Raw genomic sequence first — 24,408 nt, 5'->3', positions numbered from 1 at the left:
TACAACGAATATGAGATCAAAGGTGAATTAAATTCTTCACTTCAGATTTCTTACATAACTTATTCTGTCTTCAATTTCTTTTTTACTTATATACTTGATAGCATCCAGATAGGCATTTTTAATTCTTGGGTTTAGAGTGACATTTTTTTCCTCATAAAGGATATAAATTGCAGCAAAAGTGTCTAGAGAAAAGCGCCTGAAAAGATCGTATTTTCCATAAGTTTCTATTTTTTCTTTTTTTCTGTAATCCATTTTTTGGTAGTTGACCAAAACATCAAATGAGAACTTCATGAGTTCCAGAAAATCGTTAACTCTTCTTTCCCCATAAGTCCTAGCATACTCTAAAAACGAATCATCTTCAAGTGTAAAAATATCATGTAAATAATCACAATCTTCAATATCGGCAACTATAAAGCCTATTCTCCGAATCATACAACCATAGCAAGTTCCGATGTTTTTACCATACATCGAGGTTATGCAAGAATGTGTGTTTTTTAAGAGTTCTTTTCGACTTGCCATCGCAAACATTTCGGATTTTGTGTTGTTTTCAAAAGGAGTTTCAATATTGATTTCTAAACCAAGAAATTCTTTAATCAATTCCCTGCTATATGCTTGTATTTCTGGGTGAGATGTATATGTAGTTTTATCAAGCTCGCCGAAACGTGGTTGATAAATAGTAACTCCGCATTCACTCAAAATAAGATTATTTGATTTATACATGCTGGCATATATTCCACCACATATTAGATACAATAAACCTCTTGATTGTGAATATCCATATTTTATCTGATCTGGAACATTTACTTTTTCGAAAGATATCTTCTCTTGATCTAGTAATTCAGTCTTTAGCGTTTTTATATAAGAGCAAAGCTTCTTTGAGCTCTTATGCCATATAAACAACGAAAGGACCTTATCCTTTCTTTTCTTTGCGTTCAAAACTCCTACAAAACTATCGGCTCCTCCTGAAAAAAGGCAGATAGAATCATACTTTTGGTCAGTTTCAATCATATTTGATTGGTAATTCACATTCAAGCAAGGATTAAGTTCAAAAATTATATTTTTGTTAAATATAAATAACGAAATACTTTTTAATATTTTTAACACATTTTTCTGGTCTATTCTATTAAATGTACTACTGGTGATTGGTATGACAATTTTTACTACTTTCTTCTTCAAGATCAGTTGTCTTTCAAGTTCAAAAAAGGCAATTGCAATGTTATAAAGGTCAAATTTACTGGTTCTACAAGAAGGATCAAGTTCATAGAGAAAAGTTTCATTAAACTGATGGGTTTTAATGGAAGTTACTTTACCATCTGCTGTATAGAATTCAAAATAGGCGAGATTTTCACTTCTTGTTGACATGTTCATCGATTATTTCCTTAAGTAATTTTTTCTGTTCGCCCTCAGAAATCTCTTTTTGCGGAAATCCTTTGGATTTTAAAACTTCAACAAAATCCTTAGCAACTTCATTTGATTCAACTTTAAGTAAAGAATCTATATCATCTCTATCTTGAGATTCTTTTTCAAGATAAGCTCCTTTTACTTCCTTAGATTCAATTGTCGCTTTTAGTATCTTATAAATGCTGTTAGAATATGCTTTTATCATAAAATCTTCAAAACTTAATGTGGTCATTGAAGAATCTCCAAAATTGTCTCGGTGGCTACTGAAGTCACAACTTCATCAACCTCCGAATTTTTTACATCTATATCATTTTCTTCTTTTACTTTATTCCAACAAATTTTCACTCCGTTTTCAATGATTATCTGTTTTTTATTTCCTATTGAATCTCCCGCAACTTTCAAAATTGCATTGGGTACTGCAGTGGCATAATCACCACTTTCTTTATATTCGCTTTCAACTTCAGTGTAGATCTTATAGGCTAAAGTTAGAATTTTAGCTGTTAACAAAATAGTACTTAGGGCTGGATCTGAGCTAGCTAAGACTTGAAGAAGTTGTAACACAGCTTTTTCGTTATCTTCTTCTTTTAGTGTGGACTGAAGTTTTTCTACTCTCTGATTTGTAGCTCTTCCACTTCCCAATAAAGCATTAGCAGAATAACTTTTTCTTCCACCCATTATTTTAAGAGTTATCGGTATACTTTATAACTCTTTTCATTTTGTTATGTTAAAACATTCTTACAGGTAGTTTCTATCAGGTTTCAGGCAGAATGAGGTAGATTGTGCAGCAAGCCGCTGCACAATTTAGGGGGGACTTTCTAGCAGATGATCTGCTTAATTTTTCAGGCTCAATTGTCTAAGCAGTGAGTAGACAATTTGCTCAACGAATTGTCACCGCAGTTCAGCGACAATTTCCTTCTACAGGAATCTTCGGTTATCATCATCTCATTTGAAGGATGATCGTCTTCCTCTTGAAATTATCTTATCATTAAATTGGCTCAATTCTTTTATTGATTTCCTCAAGGATCCTTTCTCCGCGTTTTTCTATAAATGTCTCGTAATCGTTCCCCCATACCCCATAAAGTTCCATATCATCAATAAGATGTGTTTTCATGGTGTTTTGAAGTTCAGGATTACTTTCTTCAAATTTCTTCATGTAATATCCAGGAGCTTTGGACCCAATTTCACTCTTATTCAGGTAATCGTCTACTATGGTTACATTCAGAATTGAATTCCCTTTCCACTCCTCGATACCTTGTTTTTTCACGTAACTTTTTGGGAAGAAATGGTGATAATTTTTGCTTGTTGAAACTTTCAGCCATGAGTTATCGATTTTTACAATACTGTTGGATCTGAAAGATTTTGGCTCGAAATAAGCGTAAAGACATAAGATCGCTTTACAAAAAGCATCCCCGGTGCTGAACCAGTACCATCTCAACTTATCAATTGTCAGGTCTAATTCTTCTCCGCGATAACTGGGGGGTTGTTTGTTTAGGATATCATCCATCTTTTTTAAATCAGTGTCAATTTTTCCCTCGGCTCCCGAGGAAAAACGATTTGAAAGAGATGCCCACCAGAAATATTGAGTAAGAAGCTTGTTTTGAAGGTTTGTTGGGCTTTCTCCTCCATTTCTGATAAAGAAATATGAAAGCGGGACCAGTAAAGCATTGTAAGGTAATAGTTTGGATACGGGAATTCGCAGTTGAGTCCTTACATAGTCAACTGCAGAAAATATTCCTTCTTTCACAGTATACCAACTATCTATGAATTCACGCTTGTTTAGTTTTAAAATGTCTTTCCGCCTGACCTGCTGGCAGAGATGTGCCGATACACATTGAAGAACCGTAGAGGAAGGTATCGTATCAAATCCGGCATCTTTAAGATCTTTTTCGCCTGCTTCATTGCAAATAAGATTGGAATATTCTCTGGCAAGGTCAAAATTAAGTTCCTGATCATAGGTTTTTGCAACCATGATTTCAAAAAGAGTTAGTTCCTGTCCGCTGGTATTGATGCGGGTAAATATTTCACAGGCAATATCGATAGGGTAATCAGAGATTACTATAGTTGAAAAATCGTAATTAGTAAGACGTTTCTGGTATTTTTCGATCTTTTCCAGTTCATAGTCATTGTATTTTTTCATTAAGTTTACGAGACTTGAATTTAAAAGATCGTAAACAGAAATTGAAGAATACTCTTCAGGTTTTTCTACGGAAACAACTTCTTCATCAGAATCCGGCTCAAATCCAAGGTTGACATAGATATCTTTGTAGTCAACATCTTTTTTATCATTTGTTGTGATTTTCAGACCTTTCCTTAGAGCATATAGTGAAGTAATACGTTGCTGCCCATCCAAAACATATGAAACAGCATCACCTTTTGGTGTTTCTGGAAGATCGATATTTCCCAGGTTTCTTACATGGCGTAATTCCTCACGAGTTTTCCAGAATATAAAAGTTCCAATTGGAAAACCTTTGATGATACTGTCAATTAACCTGGCTGTTTTAGCTTGACTCCAAACAAAATCTCTCTGGAATTTGGGGATCTTTAGATATCCCTGATCTATATCTGAAAACAAATGTTCATATTTTTTGTTTTGGTTTTGAGGCTGTAACATCACTTCACTTCCATACTTCAATTTTAAACATTTCAACGACCCTCAAGCTATAGTTTCTTGCGAACCCGATGATGCCAGTGCTGTTGCCGTAATGTGCTCCAGAGCCGCTATCAACTCATCCACCTGAGTGGAGGTAAAGAGCCCGTCAGGGCCCAGCGGCGTAAGGTCTGTGAAGGGGGATTCGTAAAGCAGGGCAGCATCTATTGCGCCGTGTTCGGTAAGATGGTTTATGATATGGTTTATGAATTCGATCTGGTTTGCGTTAAGAGTCTTGCCTAAAAGGAATATGGAAAGCGCCTGCTTTGCAGCTTCCCTATCCAGCCCCACCATTGAACGCACGAAAAGGCCAAGCCCGTGCGATTCCTCTCTGGCGCGGGCGATTTCTTCAGGTCCGCCCAGGCCGCTTTTAGAGAGTATCTGCTCCAATTCTTCAAGGTCATCCGCAGTTAGAGCTATGTTCATCCTGAGCTTATGAATGACTGGAAGGTCCTGGTGTTCAAGGAGGAAAGCCCGGGTCTTGGCACGGAATTTCTCGAAATCTCCGGCTGAAACAAAGCCCGGCAGCTCCACATCGGTTTCGCCGCCCATAACGTCCTCGAAGTCGGTGTAAATGGGCTTCCGGTGGCGCTTTTCGATCAGCTTTACCAGGTCGCGCAGGCGCCGTCGAAGCGTTTCCAGCATGGGAGTTGTCACATTCTCCCACCATTCATCGGTCTGCACATCCAGAATCAGAGCCATCTGGTCCCTTACCATCGGGATGGCTGATTTCTCTTCCAGCAGGCCTGCAATTTCCCTCACCTGCCTGCACAGGCGCTCAAAGGCGGGTTCCGCACGCAGTAAAGCCAGCTGCAGGTTCAGTACCAGGTGGTCAAAACGCTTAGCTTCTTCCGCTTCAGGTTCCAGTTCCGAGGGCAGGCCGGCTACTTCATAGGAAAGCTCAGAGAGTTCTTCGCGGGAGAGCTTCACCCAGGCATCGGGACTGGAATATTTCTCTACCAGCTTTCTCTTTGGCCTGACGACGAAGTTTTCCACGTTCATCGAGGCAATTTCACTGTGCAGCATTCTGGCAACCGAGCAGCGGACTTCGGCTTCCGTTTTTGGCTCACCATATATTTCCCGGGTCTCCACGCCGACTTCGCAGTCGATATAATTCTCAAGCCTGCTGTCCAGCTCGGAAATTAAATCAAGCCGGGACTTGAACAGGCGTGTGCCCAGAGACTCCCCAATTGTGCCGTCGGTGGTTTCCGGATCCTGGCTGAAGAACTCCAGGTTCTGGCAGTAATCGAAAAGATAAAAGAACTGTTTGTCTTTTCCAGGTTCGAAAAGGTCCGGACAGAGCCTGGTTCCGCGTCCCACCATCTGCCAGAACTTTGTTTTGGAACGGACAAGTTTGAAGAACACCAGGTTCACGACCTCCGGTACGTCGATCCCGGTGTCGAGCATGTCCACCGAGAGGGCAATATGCGGGGCTTTTTCCCTGGTTGAGAAATTGTCTATCAGGCTCTGGGCGTACTCGATCTTGAAAGTGATAGCACGGGCAAACTCACCCTTGTAATGCGGATAATTGGCATTGAACCGTTCGGCAATATATTCAGCATGAGCCTGGTTTTTGGCAAAGAGGATGGTCTTGCCCAGGCGGTCGCCTCCGGCGACTTTCAGCCCCCGGGTCATCAGGTGCGCCAGCACTTTGTCCACGGTATCCTTGTTAAACAGCCACCTGTTCACGGCTTCGGCTTCTACCCGGTCAGGGATTTCCCCGTCCTCGTCCCACTCCAGCGCGTCCCACTGCTCTTTATCTTCGTCGGAAAGCTCGTCGTAATTGATCCCCTGGCGCTGGAATTTCAGCGGCACCGAAACCGCTTTTGCCGGGACCAGAAAACCGTCTTTTACGGCTTCATCCAGATGGTAGGCATCGGTGGGAACGCCGTTTTCGAGGTCAAAGAGGCTGTAGGTATTGCGCTCGATTTCATTTTTTGGCGTTGCCGTAAGGCCCACAAGCAGGGAATCGAAGTAGTCGAAAATAGCTTTGTATTTCTTGAAAACCGATCGGTGTGCCTCGTCGATGATCACGAGGTCGAAGTGCCCGACTCCAAAGCGGCGCTGCCCGTTGTTCATCTCTTCTATCTGTTTCATCATTGTCGGATAGGTCGAAACGAACACGCGCCCCTCTGTATCCTTTTCCGTGACAAGGTTTACAGGTGAGGAATCGGGCAGGTGAAGCTTGAAGGCATTTACCGCCTGGTTGACAAGCGCCACCCGGTCGGCAAGGAACAGCACCCTTTTGACCCAGTTGCAGCGCATAAGCAGATCGCAGAGTGCAATTACAGTTCGGGTCTTGCCTGCGCCTGTTGCCATTACTACCAGGGCTTTCCGGTCATTGTCCTGTTCAAAAGCTTCCCCGATGCGGCGGATGGCACGGGTCTGATAGTAGCGTTCGACAATGGAGGAATCAATCTCGGCTTTGCAGAGGGACCGCCGGCTCCTGCGCCGCTGGATAAGCAGTTCCAGTTCAGCTTTTTTGTAGAAGCCCTGCACCTGCCTCGGAGGATAGCTGGCATCATCCCATATCCAGTTTTCGTACCCGTTTGAGTAGAAGATCACCGGCCTCTGCCCGAACTGTTTTTCCAGGCAGTCGGCGTAGAGTTTTGCCTGCTGCTGGCCAATCCGAGGATCGCGCCTGGTACGTTTTGCTTCCACGAGGGCAAGGGGCTTCCCGTCGTCGCCCCAGAGCACGTAATCTACAAAACCGACCCCGCTTCCGTTCGGCATGCCTGAGACTTCAAACTCCCGGTCGCGGGGCTGGTCCAGCGCCCAGCCAGCCTCCTTGAGCAGCAGGTCGATAAAGTAGTCCCTGGTCTGAGCTTCGGAATAATCGTGGGTATCCGGCTGTGCTGCTGCCGCTTTCTTTGCTTTCGCAACCTCAGCCCGCAGGCGTTTGAGTTCTTCGTCCAGTGCGGATTTGTCGGCAAGCAGCCCGGAAAGTTTTTCGTCCTTTTCCCGCAGGTTTGTTTCCAGCTTCTGGAGCTGCTCTATCGTCTGCTTCGGGACAGTTGTTTTTGGCAGGTCTTCAGGGTTAAAGCCCAGTCCCGGTTCAGGCTTCCCTTCCCTGGCATAGGTGCGTGCCAGCCAGTAGCTTATATGGAAAAGTTCACGCACGGCTGTCACTGAATCGTATTCCAGGATGGCACGGTTGCTGTGCACGGCCTGGTTTCCAAGCCGGGTAATGACCCGTGCCTTGTTGAAAATTGCCTCTCCCGCAACTTCCTTGAATGTAGGCTCATGGATAAGAGCACTCAAATTGTCCTGATACGGCAGGAGCAGTGCAGAGTCGTGCTTATACATCCACTGCACAGCCAGCTCCAGCGCCCTGCGAGCGTAAAAACAGGCAGTACGAGGGTCAGGATAAACTGCATTTGAGACTTTTTCGGCTGCCTCATACAAAGAAGGCCATTCGGCTTCGAGAAAGGCAAAGTTGGTCATAGATCTCCTCCGTTGGAGCTGAGTTTATGGGCAGCGGTGTCCATCTTACAGTTCCCCCCTGAAAGCGCGGTGCTGGAGAGACGCAAAAAGCTCATCCAGTTCTGCTAAAGAGGCTTTGTGCACAGCTTTTAGCTTTTCCATAGTAGCAATTCTGTGAGCAAATTCTTTTTGGAGAATGAGTGGAGGAAGAATCACTTCAAACTCTTCAAGTTGTGCTTTGGTGATTGCTTCTCGTGTTGCACCAGCCCCGCTGATTCTCAGTAGTTTTCTTTTCATACTAGGTGATAGCAGCAATTGCTCAAGGAATATAAAATTTAGATTGGAGTTCGGTCTAATTATAGAGACGTGCTGATTTACTCGTGCTGGCAAAATTGTTTTAGGAACTCTACATACACGAGCAACTGAGGCTCCAGTAATATTCAAAAGAACATCGTTTTCTTCAACCTGTACATTCGCGAGTTTTCTGGCTTGTTGTTCGTCTATGAATGCAAGATCTTTATATGTAAATTCTCCATCTCGAACGTTTAGGCTGCGAATTAATGAGATTCCAGATTTTTTGTACGCGGATTCTCCACCTGTTGGTGTAGCTCCACTACCAATTTTTGTAGTGTACTTACCAAGTAGAACACATTGCCATCCTTTGGGATTAGCTACAGGATCACCGAACATCTCGATAAAAACGGCTTCTGTGAGCTCATCGAGCTGGGCAAGGGCTGCTCGACGTTTGGCCCGGAGAGCCTCCGCACGGTCCAGAATATCTGCAATTCTTCTTTGTTCCTCTAAAGGAGGGAGAGCAATTTTAACACGTGAAATTACAGATTTTGAGACTTCTTTGAAAGTTGCACCATTTCCGAGACTTTCCAGATAAGACCGCTTAGTGCGGAGCCAATAATACAAAAATTTTGCATGAATTTTGTCGGTTTTTGGAACGAAACTTTTGAAACCTTGGTTTGTTGCCATTGGTATTGTGTTTATTGCTACATGACCTATGGGAGCTCGGGAACTGAATAACACAGAACCTGCTGGAAGAATCGCCGCTGCACAGCTCTCCAATCCAGAGCGGGTTAACTTTCGAGGCGTATCTGAAATATATGCACCATCAAGATCACTCAAATCCTTTGGTGTAGCCCAGTAGATGTCACCATCCCAGTACTCATCATTCGAAGTTCTAGGTGTTGCACCAGAAACAATCTCACAACACTCATCAAGACGCACTGTTGGCCACTTAGCTTTCACTTCAGCATCCCTTCCAGTTCTTTCATCCCCTGCTGAATCTCGGCTTCCAGCTTTGCGAGGCTTTCAAGTATCTCTTTCGGGGCTCTGTATTCCACTTCCTCATGCACAACTTCCTTGTAGCGGTTGAGGGAAAGGTCGTAGCCCTGGATTGCGATGTCGGCTTTTGGCACGCAGAAGCTCTTCTCGGTTCTGGCACGTTTGAGTTCGCTGTTATTGCGTTCCTGCCAGCGGGCAAGGACATCGGGAAGGTTGTTTCTGGCGTGCTCGTCCCCGGAAAGTTCGGTTGAGGGAACAGGGCCCAGTTTGTCCTCGCTCAGGAGAGGATTGCGCTTATCGTCAAGGCTCCAGCCGTCAGCTTTCATGTCGTAGAACCAGACATTGTCTGTGCCTCCGGAGTTGGTTTTGGTGAAAAGGAGGATGGCAGTCGAAACGCCGGCATAGGGCTTGAAAACGCCGCTCGGAAGTGAAACAATCGCATCAAGCTTCTGCTCTTCAACAAGCATGCGGCGAAGTTCCTTGTGGGCTTTGCTGGAGCCGAAGAGCACGCCGTCGGGGACGATTACGGCTGCCCGGCCGCCGGGTTTGAGCAGGCGCATGAAAAGGGCTACGAAAAGCAGTTCGGTCTTTTTGGTCTTGACGACCTTCTGGAGTTCTTTGGAAGTGCTCTCATAGTCCAGGCTGCCGGCAAAGGGCGGATTTGCAAGGACGAGCGTGTAAGCTTCTTCGTCGCTGGCATAGTCCTGGGCAAGGGAGTCGCGGTAGCGGATGTCGGGGTTTTCCACGCCGTGCAGGAGCATGTTCATGCTGCCGATGCGGAGCATGGTGTTGTCGAAGTCGAAGCCGTGGAACATACCGTGGTGGAAGTGCTGTTTTAACTTTGCGTCGTGGAGGAGCTGGGGGTGGTGCTTACGCAGGTTTTCGCCGGCAGCTACGAGAAAGCCGGCTGTGCCGCATGCGGGGTCGCAGATTATGTCGGTTGGCTGGGGGGCAGTCAGCTCAACCATAAGCTGGATGATGTGGCGCGGGGTACGGAACTGGCCGTTCTGCCCGGCTGTTGCGATCTTGCCGAGCATGTATTCATAGAGGTCGCCTTTGGTATCGCGGTCTTCCATGGGCACGTCGTCGAGCATGTCTACGACTCTGGACAGCAGGGCAGGCGTGGGGATGGTGAAGCGGGCGTCTTTCATGTGGTGGGCATAGGTGGAATTGTCCCCGCCGAGGGTGCGGAGGAAGGGGAAGACGTGCTCGCCCACTATTGTATACATCTCAGCCGGAGAGGAGTTCTTGAAGCGTGACCAGCGCATCGATTCGTAAGGGAGGCCTTTCTGGTCCTCGCCTTCGGGGAAAATGCGGCGCTCCATGGGGCGTTTGAGGCGGGCTGATCTGTTTTCTTCCAGCGTGTGGAGTTCGTCCAGCCGCCGTAAAAATAGAAGGTAAGTAATTTGCTCGATAACTTCAAGGGGGTTGGAGATGCCGCTTGACCAGAAAACGTCCCAGATGCGGTCGATTTTGTTTTTCAGTTCACCGTTTATCATTTTTATTCCTCTGTAATCCCGGCTTGCAGCTTCGGATGCTGCTCGTCTATTGTGGTAAGGTTAACGTTATTTTCAATCATTTTTAGCCTGACGTCTGTTTTCATTGTATTATAATGAGGGTTTCGATTGGCTTCGATTTTTATTCTTTCAAGATTTTCTGTTCAGGTATACTCGCTAATCTTTTTAACCTTTGCTCTTTTTCACAATATTCTCAAATTTAAGGATAGATTTCTCTATCTTAAATCGTTCTTTTCCTTCCAGTGCCTTCATATGAAGCAGGTCAGGCACAGGCTAAGTCTGCTCCTTAACGTTAAAAATTCTTTAAAATTAAAACTGATTTTGGGTTATTGTAGCCTGAAACCCTGAACTGGCGGGGTCATTCTATTCGGTTTTTTGTCTTTTCTTTTACATCTGGAAAAGGCCGGCTGCCTTCGGCACCCGGTGAGAGCCCGGGGATCAGCGAAGTGAAGAATAAAAAGGATTACCGGAAAGGAAATCTGAAGACCACTATAGAAAAGCAAAAGATTTTTCGTATCGAATTCCTTTGCAACTTACATCTCCGGTTTTGTAAAGTTATGGTTTTGTAAAGCTGAGAAGCTTAACCGGTACGAGGAAGAAGTTTATATAATTTATATTTTATATTTATCATGTTGATATTATCTGCCTCTGGACATGCCCTATAATAATATTTAAATAACTGTTTATGAGGTTCATAACGGACGAATGCTTCCGGCTTACCGAGGAATATCGAGGAACATTGAGGAACATCGAGGAATACTTATGCAAAACCCGCTAAAAACAATAAGGGAAACAAAACCCCTGGTCCACCACATCACCAACTGGGTAACCATTTACGACTGCGCAAACATGACAAGGGCAATAGGAGCCCTCCCCGTGATGGCTCATGCCCCTGAAGAATGTGCCGACATGACCGGGATCTCGTCTGCTCTCGTGCTCAATATCGGGACCCTGACAGTTGAAATCATCGATTCTATGCTTCTCTCTGCTGCTGCTGCAAACGAGAAGGGAATCCCGGTTGTGCTCGATGCAGTGGGGGTCGGGGCTACGAAGTTCAGGGACGAGATGGCTGCAAAAATCCTTGACTCCGTCCGCATCGATGTCATCAAGGGCAACTATTCCGAAATCGCAAAACTGGCAGGCGAAAACGCTGAGACGAAAGGAGTTGAAGCAACTTCAATCGATGCCGACCCCAGGCAGGTTGCAAAAGGGCTTGCAAAAGCAAAGGCCTGCACTGTCGTGATGACAGGAAAAGAAGACATAGTAAGTGACGGAGAAAAGACATTTATCGTAAAGAACGGGCATGAGCTGATGGGGTCAATTGTCGGGACCGGGTGCGTGGCTGCCTCGATAATCGGTTCCTTTGCTGCGGTCAATCCCGATTACTGCGGTGCTGCCAGAGATGCCCTTTGCTGCTTTGGAGTTGCCGGGGAACTTGCAGCCGAAAAGGCAAACGGTCCCGGGAGCTTTAAGGTGAATTTGTATGATGAGGTATTCAACCTCACGGATGAAATGGTAAAAAATAAGATGAACTTTGAAGAATGCTAACCTGGAATAAACCTGACCTTCCACAAAATTTCGACTCTGATAAACATGCCAGCAATGAACCAGAAACTCCTGTTAGAAGAGATTGACTTTTACCTTGTGACGGATTCCGAACTCTCAAAGAAAGGTACTTTATCCGATGTAAAAGCGGCAGTTGAATCAGGCTGCAGGATTATCCAGTACCGGGAGAAAAACAAAAGCACAAAAGAAATGATAAACGAAGCATCCGAAATCAGGAGCATATGCAGGGAAAATGCAATATTTCTGGTGAACGACAGAATCGATGTTGCTTTAGCGGTTGGTGCCGACGGGGTGCATATCGGCCAGGATGACATGCCAATTGATACCGCAAGAAGACTTCTCGGGGCCGGGAAGATAATTGGGCTTACCGTCCATAACAGGGATGAGGCTATTGAAGCCGAAAAAAACGGGGCTGATTATGTCGGGCTCGGACCCATATTCAATACGTCTACCAAAAAGGATGCTGGAAATGGAATCGGGCCTGATATGATAAGGGAAGTTAAAAGTGCCATAAAAATTCCCGTAGTCGCTATCGGCGGAATAAACAGGGAAAACTGCAGGATTGTAGTTGAAAGCGGGGCTGACAGCCTGGTTGCAATTTCTGCAATAGTATGCAGTGATGATGTAAAAAGGGAAACAAAGGAATTTATAGAGATCATCCTGGGGAATAAGACGGCGTAAATCCTGACTCTTTTCTTTAATTTTTCATATTATATTATTTGAAAATGTATTCTTTTATAAATTCTTTTTTTCCATTATCGGGAAATTAATTATACCTTAAATTTTTTCCCGTAGATGCGTAAAGGCATCGTTAGACCACAAGTTTTAATATTATAACCCATATTCACAATTGTGAATAAAAGGGCCGTTCTACAGACGGCTCAATTTGTAAAAACGCCCGCATTTTTACAGAAGGATGAAACTGCAGAAATTCAGTTCGAAAAATTCTCCAGGGACATTCCCGGATAGTTCAAACTAAGCATATTTACCAAAATATTAGTAAAATTAGCCATTTAAGGAAAATATATTTCACATTTTTTGCTTAAAAGGATAAAGTTATTCTTTTTTAGGAAAATATTTATAATATTCGTGCCCGAACTTCTGAGTACATGACACACCAATTCACTCTTACCATCCAGTCCGGAAAAAACAGGTTAGGAGAAACTGAAGGATTTGACAGGATCGAGATCAGGCCAGGGGATACCCTGTCAATAGTAGGCCCGACAGGTTCGGGAAAATCAGCCTTAATCAATGATATTGAAACTCTTGCACAGGGAGATACCGTAACCGGGAGAAGGATTCTCATTGATGGCGAGGAACCTCCCGAGGCCTTCATACGGGAACCGGCTTTCAAACCGATTGCCCTTATTACCCAGAACACACGCTGCCTGGCAGACCTCTCGGTCGAAGCCTTCCTCCTGATGCACATAAGGGCACGGAAGCCTGGAAGGGAGGATTTGGTTGATGAAACAATAGAGCTTGCAAATACATTTACCGGAGAAGAGATTTCCCCTAAAACCCGGATGAGCGGCCTCTCCGGGGGCCAGACCCGGTCTCTCATGATTGCAGATGCACTGGTAATCGGCGATACCCCTATCCTGCTCCTCGACGAGATCGAAAATGCCGGGATCTTCAAAGACAGGGTCATCCGGTCGCTTCAGGGAGGAGATAAGGCTGTTATCCTCGTAACACACGACCCATACCTTGCCCTTACGGCCGGCAGGCGCATAGTGATGAGGCACGGAGGCGTCTCTTCCGTGATTGAACCTATGGGAGACGAACAGCACCTTATTGAAGACCTTGCAGGAATCGAAGCCAGGCTCCACCGGATCAGGGAGCTGCTCAGAGACGGAGCTGCTTTTTCCTCGGGTTCTCTGTCCTCAGACTCTCTGTCCTCAGACTCTCTGTCCTCAGACTCTCTGTCCTCCGGTTCCTCAGGAGTTTCGATGGCTGCAGTTGAACGGGGGGTGAGCTACAAATGAAGCTTCTCATAGTCGCAGGCCCTCCAAGCGGAGGGAAAACCGCTGTGATACGCCAGATTATAAGAAACCTCCCGGAAGGGGCACTTCCTGCTTTCCTGAAAATTGATGTTGTGCATGCAACTGAAGACGAGGAACTTGCAGAAGAGTTCGGAATCCCGGCCAAAAAGGTATATTCAGGAGACCTCTGCCCCGACCACATGGGAATTCTGGTCCTTGAGGATGCATTGCGCTGGGCTGAGGACCTTTCAAGGAACGTCCTGATAATTGAAAGTGCAGGCCTCTGCCTCAGGTGTACCCCATATACAACGGGCTCTCTCGGGATTGCGGTTATCAGCTCGATCTCAGGGACAAATTCCCCTTTCAAGATGGCACCTTTGCTCGCCCTTGCGGATGTGGCGGTTGTTACCAAGACCGACCTTGTGTCGCAGGCAGAAAAGGAAGTCTTCAGGGAGAGCATCCGGAAAGTTGTCCCCGGTATTGACATCGTGGAGACGAACGCAATTCAGGGGACCGGCTTGAGGTACCTGATGAGACGGGTTTCCGGGCAGCCGGAGGCAGGGGCAGAACCTGTCATGCTCAGGGGGTCTCCTCCGCTCGGCGTATGCACGATATGCATCGGTAAAAAAGAAATCGGGTGGAAAAACCACTTTGGGGTCCTCCGGCCGCTGGATATGCAGGAGCCCGTATACAGAGGTGATTGAGGGTGATTGAATGGACCCCTCCGGGCAAAAACTGCGGGGCTTGCGGTTCTCAGACCTGTTCGGACTTTGCTTCCCGCCTGAGAGCCGGATTAACAGAGATAGGCCTCTGCCCGTTCCACAATATCAATAAAGAAAATCTTGTGAGCCGGGAGAATTTTGCGGCTCCGGAAAATATTGCGGGACGGGAGAAGGTCGTAATCCCGCTGAAAAGTCCAGCTTACTCCGGAACCGATGTGGTCGGGAAAGAATATGACTTCGTCCTCCTCCCGTTGCCAGGTGAGCCGTCGGCACGCAAATTCATAGTGCCGTTCAGGGCAGACCTTGTGGAAAAATGGGGAATTAAAAAAGGAGACCTTGTGACCGGAAGGCCTGCGGGTCCCGGGTGTCCTGTCTACCATGCCTTGAGGGTCCTGAGCGCAAACCCGGTCACAGGTGTGATCGAATGCCATACCGTAGGCCCCCTCGCCGCCAGAAAAGAAGAGGCTCATGATGTCCAGGCTTATCATGTCCACGCTTTCGAAGGAATTGCCAGTGCCATAAAAGCCCCCCCTGTCCTTGGGACCCGCCAGTACTTCCTGCCTGCCAACTGCATGATCGGCCTTGCCCATACGGCCCTGGTGAACAGGATCTTCCAGAAACCCTCAGGGCTTCACATCCGGCTTGAAGATATCAGAATACTATGAAAATCAGAATACTATGAAAATCAGAATACTATGAAAACTTACGACCGGTACGGAAGGACCTGCACGGGACCCATCGCGACAAACGGATAGGGCCCGGGCAGAAAAACTCCCGGATATTGAAATATTTCATAGCCTTTGCCCGGTTTCACAGGCCTTGGTCCTGATTCTCAAAACTCCAGTGTCCTTCCCTCTCCGTCAATAATCGTGGTCTTTCCGTCCCTGGAGATGTATTTCACGGACACGTTTCCCCCGGTATCATATTTTGTCCATACGGTTGTGTTCTTGTCTTCGGACCACATGTATTCGAACTTCGAAGTGCCTTCTTCACTTCCGGTTTCAAGCAGGGCTTTGCAGAGGGTTTTGCCTTCGAACTCTTCGGTACCGACTATATTCATGTCAAGGGTCTTGCCGGTGGCAGGGTTCTTGACCTGGATATGAGAGCCTACGGGGCACCATTCTCCCTCCGCGGTCCCGGGGAGGTCTACTGCAATTTCGGTGTCGTTACCGGAAATCTGGAATTTTGTCCCGCCGTCGCTGAGACAGCCGGAAGCCAGGAGTACGGTTGTGAGGAACAAAATAAGCATAATTTGTTTTTTTGACAAGTTATATCCCACCTGGATGTATTCAAAATATTTTTTTTCAATTACAGATGGAAGAGAACCCATAAAAAATTATTCTACATTAGGGCAGATTTTCAGGTTTTTGACCGGCAAACATCCGTTTTTTATTAAGGATCTACCTCTTTTAAGGATCTACCTCTTTTAAGGATCTACCTCTTTTAAGGATCTACCTCTTTTAAGGATCTACCTCTTTTAAGGATCTACCTCTTTTAAGGATCTACCTCTTTTTAGGGGCACCCAACAGCTTCACAAATATTTACCCTAAAATCCAACAGCTTCACAAATATTTACCCTAATATCCAACAGTTTCACAAAGTTCTCCTCAAACTTCCAACAGTTTCACAGGGATTGAAACTTTATATTTAATGCAATATTTTTAATACAGAAACCCCGATATTATACACAGGAAGAATAACTTTGCATAAAGAGGGTGTTTTCAGGACAAAAAGGGCTTCAGTTAAGGACGAAGAAAACGAGCTTACCTGGATGAAGCAGCTCCTCTCAACGAGTCCCGCCCCCGTCCTCAGGGTTGGGAAAGATGGGACTGTGCTCTACGCAAACGAAGCAGGGGTTCCTTTGATGGAGGTCTGGGGGACCTGCACGGGAAAAAAACTTCCTTCAAGAATTATCTGTTTTGTCCGGAAGGCGCTCATGGAAAAGAGCACCCTGAACTTTGAGGTAGATGAGGAGGAAAGGAAATACTCACTCATGTTTACCCCCCTGGGGGAAGAATACGTACACATCCACGGGCTTGAGACCAGTTCAGGAAAACAGGAAGAAGAAAAGCTGCATGTGAAAGACAAACAGCACGAAGTACTTTCCAGATACGGGGAGCTCTCCCTCTCATCCGCAGGCATCCGGGAACTGCTGGATAATGCCGCAGCAATGGTTACTTCAACCCTTGAAGTAGAGTCCTGTAAAATTTTGAAATATCCTCAAGCTGGTTTTTTTCCCTCTTACGACCTTCCTTCCGGAAGAGAGCCAGACCTGAGTGCGGAGGTAGATGAAACCTGCCCATCACGGGAGTTTGAAGGCGGGATCTGCATTCCCGTAGAAACCCAGGACAGCTCCCGTCTGCTTATGACGCTTCAAAGCCTGGAACCCAGAGATTTTGCCCCTGAAGAGGTATATTTTCTCAGGTCTGTCCTGGATCTGGTCACGAAAATCCTTGAATGCGGTAAGATCAACCAGAGACTTCAAAACAGGGTACGTTTTCTTGAGACCCTGCTTGATACCATTCCCGCTCCAATCTATTTTAAGGACAGGAAATGGGTTCTTCAGGGCAATGAAGAACTCTTTGAGGGGCAGACGGAGTCCTTTTCGAAGAGAAACGCCTTGAGGCATTCCATGCTTGAGCTGGAAGATGTGATTCCCGAAGGGCTTACGGCGATTTATAAAAAGAAATGTGGGGACATTTCAAGGGAAAATGCAGGACTTTTAGGGGTAATGCCGGAGCTCAGCGGGCCCAGGGAAAGCGAAGAAGCCCTTAAAATAGTCCTTGAAGTGCAGAAAGTGCTCTGGACCATAATCAACAACAGCCCTGCAGTGGTCTTTTTATGGCGGAATGAGGAAAACTGGCCTGCGGATTTCGTTTCCGAAAACGTGTCACAGTTCGGGTATGCGGTAGAAGACTTCACTTCGGGAAAAGTCCTTTACGGGGACATCGTTCACAGGGAAGATATAGACAGGGTCAGGGAAGGGCTCGACTACTGCATTGAAGCCGGGTATGAAAGTTTCAAGATGGAATACCGGATCTTCACCAGGGACGGAAAAATGCGCTGGGTTGACGAGAGGACCTTCATCCAGCGGGATTCGGAAGGCAGGGCCACGTATTTCCAGGGCGTGGTCATTGACATTACCGAGAGGAAAGTTGCAGAAGAAGCCCTGGCAAAGGCTGAGCAGCTCCGGAAAAAGGAGATCAACCACAGGATCAAGAATAACCTGCAGATTGTCTCTTCCCTGCTGGACCTGCAGGCGGAAAAGTTCACGGATAAGAAGGTTGCAGAAGCCTTTTTAGACAGTGAAAACCGGATAGTGTCAATGTCTCTCATCCACGAGGAACTATACGAATCCGGGGACCTTGATTTCCTTGATTTTTCCTCTTATATCCGTAAATTGATAGCAGACCTGCTCAAATCATACAGGCTGGGGAGTTCGAATGTCCGGGTGAACCTGGAGGTGGGCAGGGTTTTTCTCGGGGTCGACACGGCAATTTCCCTGGGCATCATAATTAACGAACTCTTCACAAACTCCCTGAAATACGCATTTCCGGCAGGGACCGGAGGGAAAATTCATATAGCACTGTCCCGGGCCAAAACAAACGAAAACGGGACCTCAAAACCGGCTTCTATCTTCGAAAGTTCCCGGAAAGGCCCTCTCCCTGAAGAAGAATTTACACTGATTTATGAGGATTCCGGGGTAGGTTTTCCGGAAGAAATAGATTTCAAAAACCCGGGTACTCTTGGCTTGCAACTCGTAAATGCCCTTGTAGCCCAGATTGAGGGAAGCCTCGGGCTAGAGAGAAATGAAGGCACGAAGTTTACTATCAAATTCAGGGTCAGGCCAGGGGAACAAACTGAAAAGCAGATGGGGGGTGGAGGCTGCCAGGGACACGGGTAGACAGGCTGCTAAAATAAGCCGAAGCCGATTTACAATCCAATTCGGGATGAAATTTTAATAGTAATAAGGCATATTTTATATTATAGGACTTAGGGGGAGTTGATACGACACAGGGAAATCTTTTCAAAAAAATCCTTATTGCAACCGACGGTTCGGAAAATGCCAGGAATGCAGTTTCTTACGGAATAAATATTGCAAAGGCAACCGGAGCTGATGTGTACGCCCTGTATATTATTTCTACCGAGCATGCAGCAACTGCACGGACGGTTATGGGCTGGACCGAAGCATTTGAAAAATACCTGGCCGATAGGGGAGAAGCTGCAACCGGCCATGTAGAAAAACTTGGAAAAGATGCCGGAGTTAAGGTGGAGCCCGTAGTGCTAAAAGGCAGCCCGGCTGAAGAAATCCTTGAATATGCAGAGAAAAGTGATATTGACCTGATAGTAATGGGTACACAGGGCCTGACAGGGATCAAACGGTTCCTTATCGGGAGCGTTGCAGAGAATGTCCTCAGGCATTCAAAAGTTCCGGTAATGGTTGTGCGGTGAATGCAGGCCCGGAAGGCCTGCTAATTTTCAGCTAATTTTCATTGGTATTCAGCTGATAGCTAATTTTCACCAGTATTCAGCTGATAGCTAATATTCATATCCGGATCAATGAGGCTTCCCTGAGGCTGCAACTGTTCAATCCTCAAAAATCCCGGATCCCGTAAATACGTCTCTTGCCTCTTCAAGGCTCAGGTCTTCCGGGGGCACTATGATATCGGACTCAACTATTTCTTCCGCTTTTAACGGTTCTCCATTTTCCCGGATGGAGGCAATCAGCTTCACAAGCTCCTTTCGGAATTCTTCGGCTTTTCCTTCCGCAACAAGGCCCACGATCCGGTTGTCAATCTGGTTCAGTTCATCGCAGAGGGCCCCACGCACCCGGAACTGCCCTTCGCCTATGATCCTGATAATCATTTTCCCGCCTCCTCAGGTTCCTTGCCGGATTCTGCCTTCAGCCTTGTAAGTTCGGATTCGACACTGCTCTGGGTGCTGATTTTTGCAAGTTCCCGTTCGATTTCGTCCCTGCTGCCCGTGAGGTCTTCGAGGGTTCCGGCTTCCATCAGCTCATCAATGGCCTCGGCACGGGCTTTCATCTCATCGGTCTTGTTTTCGGCCCTTTCCAGGGCAAGGCCCACGTCGGCCATCTCCTCGCTGATCCCGGTTACGGACTCGTTGATCCTGACCTGGGCTTCAGCTGCGGAATACTGGGCCTTGATGGACTCCTTCCGGGTCCTGAAGATCTCGACTTTGGTGGAGAGGCGCTTTTCCGAAGCTATCAGCTTTTCTTCCTGCTTTTCAAGTTCGGCAATCTCCCCGTCAATGCCCTCAACCTGCTGCATAAGAGCGGCTTTTCGTTCAAGGGCAAGCCTTGCCAGGTCTTCCCTATCTGCCGCAAGCGCATCTTTTGCCTGTTTTTCAAGTTTGTCCGTGCTCTGCAGCAGTTTTGCCCGCTGGAGCTGGAGGCGCTTTTTCGAGCTTGCAACCTCTGCTACGCCCCTCTTCACGTTCTGGAGCAGTTCCAGCTGCTTTTCATAAGAGTAATCTAGCGTTTCCCGCGGGTCTTCCATTCTGTTGACAACTTTGTTCATCTTCGATTTGAACACCGTTTCCATGCGTTTCAGCAACCCCATGCTTTCACCCCTTTGATTTTAAAATCAATTTCTAAAATCAATTTCTTAAATCGATTTCTAAAATCAATTTCTTAAATAGTACCCGAAAAGTGTCCGAACAGTATCCGAACACGAACAGTACCTGAACAGTACCCGAAAAGTGTCCGAACAGTACCTGAACAGTACCTGAACAGTACCTGAACACGAACAGTATCTGAACAGTATCTGAACAATATTCGTATCTTATTGATTAAAGGTAATTTTCTGCCACTTCAGGCGCCTTTTTCCTGCCTAACAGTTTTGTAGCGGGTCATATTTTATTCTATCTCTTCATGCTATCTCCCGGAAAAAAGGAGCCTTCAGGAATCAGGACCGGGTAATAGAATATCTTTTAAATTATATATTAAGCGCGATTATTCGTGGTTTTGCGAACGTTTTATATATTGAATAATCTAACTTATCTAAAGATATTATGGGAAGGCCCGAAAATAAAACAGAATTTTTTTATACTGATTCAGGTCTTGTTGCCGTGGACAGTCCCGTAAAGCTCCAGATCCTCGACCTGCTAAGGGAAGAACCGAGGTCCTTTGATGAAATCGTGAAATACACCTCAAAGGCCAAGTCCACGGTTTCTGTACACCTTAATAACCTCAGGTCCTGCGAGCTTGTGGAAGAAAGAGTCGACCCGGAGGACAGGCGCCGGAAAATATATTCCCTTACGTCTTACTACATGGGCTGCTCCCAGAAACCCGTTTTTGAGCACTACAACAGCCTGCTTGAAAAGGTTGCCGGAAACGGGATGGTGGACAGGTCCTACTTCATGGAAGCCCTTTTCCACACCCTTCGTTTCGGTTTTGAAGCCTACGGAATAGACAACGCACCGGTTGTGAAGATGATAGGAAACGACGTAGGAAGACGCCTCGCCCCGACATTCGAAGCCAGGGCCCCTGAAGAACTCCTGAAAGAGATAGGCGTTTTTCTGGAATCACACTGGAAATGCCGCGTTTCAGTCTCCGGGACAGAACCTGTTTCATTCCGGGTCGAAAACCCCTTCAAGGCCGAATCTCTGCCCGTGATCGGAAAACCCTTCTGTGCTTTCAATGAAGGCCTGATCGAAGGGATTCTCAGAGAAAAGCTGGGACAGGAGTACAGGGTCCGGGAAACGGAATGCTACGGGACCGGACACGGGCACTGCCTTTTTGAGATTACACTGTAAACTATTTTTTCAGAAATTCAGCATAACATCCTGGTTTTTTGATGTAGGCAGCCGGAGTTTTCCGGAAACTTTTCTCTCCTGGCCGGCTGCTGCGTAAAAAATCCAAAAGGAAAATATTAAGGGATTCCAGGTTTTTTCGGCCGGAACTTTCCCAACCGAAACCTGCCTGGATGAAAACTGTTCTTAAAGCCTGGCTGGAAACCGTTCTTACTTTGAATCTCCGATTACGACTCCCATTTCCGATTTCATGCGCGGCCCGATTGCCGCCACGATTCCCGGCCCGTCAGTCTTTTCCCGGCAGATAATTGCATGCTCCAGGATCCCCAGGCGCTCGACTTCGTAAATATCCCTTCCGTGCCCGGTCTTTTTGATTGCGCTTTTGATTTCCGAGCGGGTTGCGCCGTTCACGATAACCCTGTCGGTAGCCGCTTTTTTCCAGCTCCACCAGAGGTCAAGCTGCTTTTTGGTAAAGCGGGCTTTTTGCTTTCCGTTTGCCACAAAGACCTCGATTTCAACCGGCAGGTGAGGGACCAGCCCGAACCTGGCTGCAAGCTGTTTTGGCTTTCCCGGGCCCAGGGCTACCAGTTCCCCGGCTTCGACCCGCACCGGGACCCCGATATTGACCAGGAAGGCTCCCTCTTCGAAGGTCTGGAGAAAACCTATGTAAACTTTCCCGGGTTCGGCTCTTGCTGCCGGGGTCCCGTACCTGGAAACCAGAAAGTTTGCCGAGACCTCCTCGTCGTCCCCCTCAAGGGAAAACTCGGCCCAGTTTTCCGGAGTAACCGAAATTTCAAGCTTCACATCAAGGTCTTTTAACTCGTTCTCAACCAGGGTTTTAATTGAACCGATGGTTTTTTCCTTGTTTTTTCCGTATACGTGCTGGAGTGTTACAACTTTTTTCATGTTCTTCCTGCCGCTTTACAAATATCAGCGCTTCAATGTATAAGATAAGGACTGTCCTGATAAGGATCAGCCTTTGAGGTATGATTCAAGGAGCCCTGCACTTTCTTCCAGGGCTTCATTAACTGTTTCGTCAATAGGGCTTTCTGCCGTATCCACCTGGTTCCGGAGCTTTTTGATGTCCCGGCTGTAGGGGCCGAGTTTCCGGGAAATCGTATCCCGGCTCTCTCCCTGCCCGACTGCTTCCCTGTGGATGTGCTCGATCCTGCTCCTGAAGTTCCGGATTTTATCCAGGAGTTCGGAGTTTACCGGGTCAAGCTCTTTTTCGGGTTCGGATCCTTCCCCTTCATCGGGGTTTTCCCTGAGTTCCGAAAATTCCCCTTCTCCGCTCCTCCCGGGTTCCTCTTCTTTCAGAGCCTCTTTTTCATCCCCGATTATGTCCCGGAACTCTTTCAGGGCAGCTTCCACTTTCCTTCCGTATTCCGTAAGTTCGACAAATTTGATCCGCCCTTCGAATGTGAATCTGATGAGTCCGCACTGTTCCATTTTCGAGAGGATTCTCGTGGTGTGGGCAAAAGTGGAGTCTATCTCCTTCGAAATCACGGAGGCATAGGTCTTTTCCTTCGAGCCTATAAATAGCAGCGCGAGGGTGGGTTTTTCCTGCAAAAACAACTTCTCTGCATCTTCATCGGACATGATATCACATTGGAACGCTTTTTTGCGGATTACTTGAGGATCTGACAGGTCTGAAGTATTTTTCATTATTCAATAATTTTTGCATGATATTTATACAGTTTCTGTCTTTAAAGCTTTTCAACCAGGCTTTTCAACCAGGTCTTTCAACCGGGCATGCAGATTGATAGCCACGGGGACCTCAATCATGGGGATCACAATCAAGGGGACCTAAATCACGGGGATTCGAAGTTCCTGGAATTAACATTCCCTGGAATTATCCATTCCCCTGAAGCCGCTTTTCTTACAGGGTCCGGATAATCTCCTTAATTTCAGCTAGTGGCGCATCGGTCTTGAACGAGGTCCCGCTGAAATGGGTTCTTGAGGCTTCATACCCCCGGGCCCTGAGGGCCTCTATCAGGATCTCGATTCCCGTAGCCGATGCCCCCAGTTCCTTGCAGATCACGTGCTGGTCGTAGAACATGGGGATATCGAGTTCGTCCCTGCAGAAGGTGACTAGCTTCTGTGCTTTTTCTTTTGTGTTCAGGGGGCGACTTTCAAGTTCTGCAAGCACCTCGTCACAGAACCCGGTTTCCCGAAGGGGGCCGAGCCAGAGTGGGCCTGCGACCTGGGTTATTCCCCCGCAGGCAGGGCATTCCCGGGCAATATGCGGGGCAAGCCCGTAGACCGGCGCCCGAAAGCCGCATTTCGGGCAGTGGACAAAGAAGCCCATGGATTTAAGGGTCCTGTCAGTCTGCTGGGCCCCGTGGCGGATTTCCAGGTAGCTGCGGACATAGTGCCTGGTGGCATGGGAGAGCAGCGGGACCATTCCTTTCTCGTGTTTTGCAAGTTCCCGCGCACAGGCCCCGAGCAGGACCCTCATCCCCATTTCACTGTGGTACTCCTTATTCAGGGGCACAGCCGCATACTTCCTTATCCCCGAATTCAGGTGCGCCCCGCAGAGGGGAGCCGTATCGGTTGCCGTGACGGAGAGCAGGTTGTAGGCCGACATCGAGGCCGCATCCAGGAAAGGTGAGGGAGTCCCGAAGGGGTCGATGTCCACGATATGGAATTTTTGCTCGTGGAGCAGCACGTTTGCATTTTTCCGGGTAGCCTCTGCCCTTCCTTCCAGCCCGTTGAGTTTGATGTTCTCCTGTATAAGCTCGACTGCTTCCGGGCTCCAGTCGTTTAAAGTCGCACGGACTCCTACCTCCCCTGCAACCCGGAGCCCGCGGATTCCTGAAGCTGAGAAGGCGTCCAGGTAGCGGACTTCTTCTCTCTGGAGGTCCTTCTTCCCGAGTAACCTTTCCACGAAAACTGCCGTAGCTGCGACATTAATATCGCGGTTGAGCTCCATTTCCGGGTTGTAGAATACAGGGGCTGCCGAGGGAGGGAAGGCCGCGTCCCGGGGAGGGACCGGGACCGAAACCTTTGTTGTGCCTTCCGTTATAATCTTGCAGATCATCTGGAATGCTATTCATTGATATCTTATTTTATAGTGATGGTCATCT

Annotated in this window: 21 protein-coding genes; 8 read left to right on the top strand and 13 right to left on the bottom strand. The window is 47.1% G+C overall.

The features are described 5' to 3' along the window. Positions 1–36 precede the first annotated feature (36 nt). From FTO70_RS06755 to FTO70_RS06725, 7 genes are all read right to left on the bottom strand, one after another. The gene (locus FTO70_RS06755; RefSeq protein WP_255334981.1) at positions 37–1,368 is read right to left on the bottom strand and encodes a 7-cyano-7-deazaguanine synthase; all 1,332 of its coding nucleotides are present in this window, start codon (positions 1,366–1,368) and stop codon (positions 37–39) included. Then, complete coding sequence (locus tag FTO70_RS06750) at positions 1,346–1,633, bottom strand: hypothetical protein (protein ID WP_255334980.1); 288 nt, start codon at positions 1,631–1,633, stop codon at positions 1,346–1,348. Before FTO70_RS06750 ends, FTO70_RS06755 begins: the two co-directional genes overlap by 23 nt. After that, entirely contained in the window at positions 1,630–2,076 is a 447-nt protein-coding gene (locus FTO70_RS06745; protein WP_255334979.1) for a hypothetical protein, read from the bottom strand. The genes FTO70_RS06750 and FTO70_RS06745 overlap by 4 nt, the downstream gene beginning before the upstream one ends. A 310-nt stretch (positions 2,077–2,386) precedes the next feature. Continuing rightward, entirely contained in the window at positions 2,387–4,033 is a 1,647-nt protein-coding gene (locus tag FTO70_RS06740) for a DUF262 domain-containing protein (RefSeq protein WP_255334978.1), read from the bottom strand. Between the two features lie 21 nt (positions 4,034–4,054). Continuing rightward, on the bottom strand, positions 4,055–7,492 hold the full coding sequence (locus tag FTO70_RS06735) for a DEAD/DEAH box helicase family protein (RefSeq protein ID WP_255334977.1): 3,438 nt from the start codon (positions 7,490–7,492) through the stop codon (positions 4,055–4,057). A 45-nt stretch (positions 7,493–7,537) separates the two neighbouring features. Next, positions 7,538–8,728, bottom strand: coding sequence for a restriction endonuclease subunit S (locus tag FTO70_RS18030; RefSeq protein WP_255334976.1), 1,191 nt, complete (start codon positions 8,726–8,728; stop codon positions 7,538–7,540). Beyond that, positions 8,725–10,263 (bottom strand): class I SAM-dependent DNA methyltransferase, encoded by a 1,539-nt coding sequence (locus tag FTO70_RS06725; protein ID WP_255334975.1) that lies wholly within the window; start codon positions 10,261–10,263, stop codon positions 8,725–8,727. The genes FTO70_RS18030 and FTO70_RS06725 overlap by 4 nt, the downstream gene beginning before the upstream one ends. A 780-nt stretch (positions 10,264–11,043) precedes the next feature. On the opposite strand from FTO70_RS06725, the gene thiM reads away from it, so the two are divergent. From thiM to FTO70_RS06700, 5 genes are all read left to right on the top strand, one after another. After that, positions 11,044–11,829 (top strand): hydroxyethylthiazole kinase, encoded by a 786-nt coding sequence (gene thiM / locus FTO70_RS06720; RefSeq protein WP_255334974.1) that lies wholly within the window; start codon positions 11,044–11,046, stop codon positions 11,827–11,829. A 54-nt stretch (positions 11,830–11,883) separates the two neighbouring features. Beyond that, positions 11,884–12,528, top strand: a complete 645-nt coding sequence (thiE, locus tag FTO70_RS06715; protein ID WP_255335032.1) for a thiamine phosphate synthase — start codon at positions 11,884–11,886, stop codon at positions 12,526–12,528. Positions 12,529–12,956: 428 nt separating this feature from the next. Continuing rightward, entirely contained in the window at positions 12,957–13,829 is an 873-nt protein-coding gene (locus FTO70_RS06710) for an ATP-binding cassette domain-containing protein (protein WP_255334973.1), read from the top strand. Next, a complete protein-coding gene (locus tag FTO70_RS06705) occupies positions 13,826–14,530 on the top strand; it encodes a GTP-binding protein (protein WP_255334972.1) in 705 nt (234 codons plus the stop codon). The genes FTO70_RS06710 and FTO70_RS06705 overlap by 4 nt, the downstream gene beginning before the upstream one ends. A gap of 2 nt (positions 14,531–14,532) precedes the next feature. Continuing rightward, complete coding sequence (locus FTO70_RS06700; protein ID WP_255334971.1) at positions 14,533–15,213, top strand: (Fe-S)-binding protein; 681 nt, start codon at positions 14,533–14,535, stop codon at positions 15,211–15,213. Between the two features lie 167 nt (positions 15,214–15,380). Here FTO70_RS06700 and FTO70_RS06695 read toward each other — a convergent pair whose 3' ends face one another. Beyond that, positions 15,381–15,815 (bottom strand): hypothetical protein, encoded by a 435-nt coding sequence (locus tag FTO70_RS06695; RefSeq protein ID WP_255334970.1) that lies wholly within the window; start codon positions 15,813–15,815, stop codon positions 15,381–15,383. A gap of 435 nt (positions 15,816–16,250) precedes the next feature. Here FTO70_RS06695 and FTO70_RS06690 point away from each other — a divergent pair, with 435 nt between their 5' ends. Together FTO70_RS06690 and FTO70_RS06685 are read left to right on the top strand one after the other, a co-directional pair. Next, positions 16,251–18,452 carry a histidine kinase dimerization/phosphoacceptor domain -containing protein gene (locus FTO70_RS06690; protein ID WP_255334969.1) on the top strand — a complete coding sequence of 734 codons (2,202 nt, stop codon included), beginning with the start codon at positions 16,251–16,253 and terminating at the stop codon, positions 18,450–18,452. Positions 18,453–18,583: 131 nt separating this feature from the next. After that, entirely contained in the window at positions 18,584–19,000 is a 417-nt protein-coding gene (locus FTO70_RS06685; protein ID WP_255335031.1) for a universal stress protein, read from the top strand. A gap of 135 nt (positions 19,001–19,135) precedes the next feature. Here FTO70_RS06685 and FTO70_RS06680 read toward each other — a convergent pair whose 3' ends face one another. Continuing rightward, complete coding sequence (locus tag FTO70_RS06680) at positions 19,136–19,414, bottom strand: hypothetical protein (protein ID WP_255334968.1); 279 nt, start codon at positions 19,412–19,414, stop codon at positions 19,136–19,138. Continuing rightward, a complete protein-coding gene (locus tag FTO70_RS06675; protein WP_255334967.1) occupies positions 19,411–20,130 on the bottom strand; it encodes a PspA/IM30 family protein in 720 nt (239 codons plus the stop codon). Before FTO70_RS06675 ends, FTO70_RS06680 begins: the two co-directional genes overlap by 4 nt. A 508-nt stretch (positions 20,131–20,638) precedes the next feature. On the opposite strand from FTO70_RS06675, the gene FTO70_RS06670 reads away from it, so the two are divergent. Next, positions 20,639–21,325, top strand: a complete 687-nt coding sequence (locus FTO70_RS06670; protein ID WP_255334966.1) for a V4R domain-containing protein — start codon at positions 20,639–20,641, stop codon at positions 21,323–21,325. Between the two features lie 207 nt (positions 21,326–21,532). Here the strand turns inward: FTO70_RS06670 and FTO70_RS06665 are convergent, their stop codons facing one another. From FTO70_RS06665 to FTO70_RS06655, 3 genes are all read right to left on the bottom strand, one after another. Next, positions 21,533–22,228, bottom strand: coding sequence for a DUF2110 family protein (locus FTO70_RS06665; protein WP_255334965.1), 696 nt, complete (start codon positions 22,226–22,228; stop codon positions 21,533–21,535). A 66-nt stretch (positions 22,229–22,294) separates the two neighbouring features. Beyond that, positions 22,295–22,987 carry a MarR family winged helix-turn-helix transcriptional regulator gene (locus FTO70_RS06660; RefSeq protein WP_255334964.1) on the bottom strand — a complete coding sequence of 231 codons (693 nt, stop codon included), beginning with the start codon at positions 22,985–22,987 and terminating at the stop codon, positions 22,295–22,297. A gap of 214 nt (positions 22,988–23,201) precedes the next feature. After that, positions 23,202–24,362, bottom strand: a complete 1,161-nt coding sequence (locus FTO70_RS06655; RefSeq protein WP_255334963.1) for a tRNA (guanine(10)-N(2))-dimethyltransferase — start codon at positions 24,360–24,362, stop codon at positions 23,202–23,204. Between the last annotated feature and the right edge of the window lie 46 nt (positions 24,363–24,408).

The organism is Methanosarcina sp. KYL-1, from assembly GCF_024372725.1.
In the GTDB taxonomy this organism is placed as follows: domain Archaea; phylum Halobacteriota; class Methanosarcinia; order Methanosarcinales; family Methanosarcinaceae; genus Methanosarcina.
This window is presented reverse-complemented; position numbering and strand designations above follow the sequence as displayed.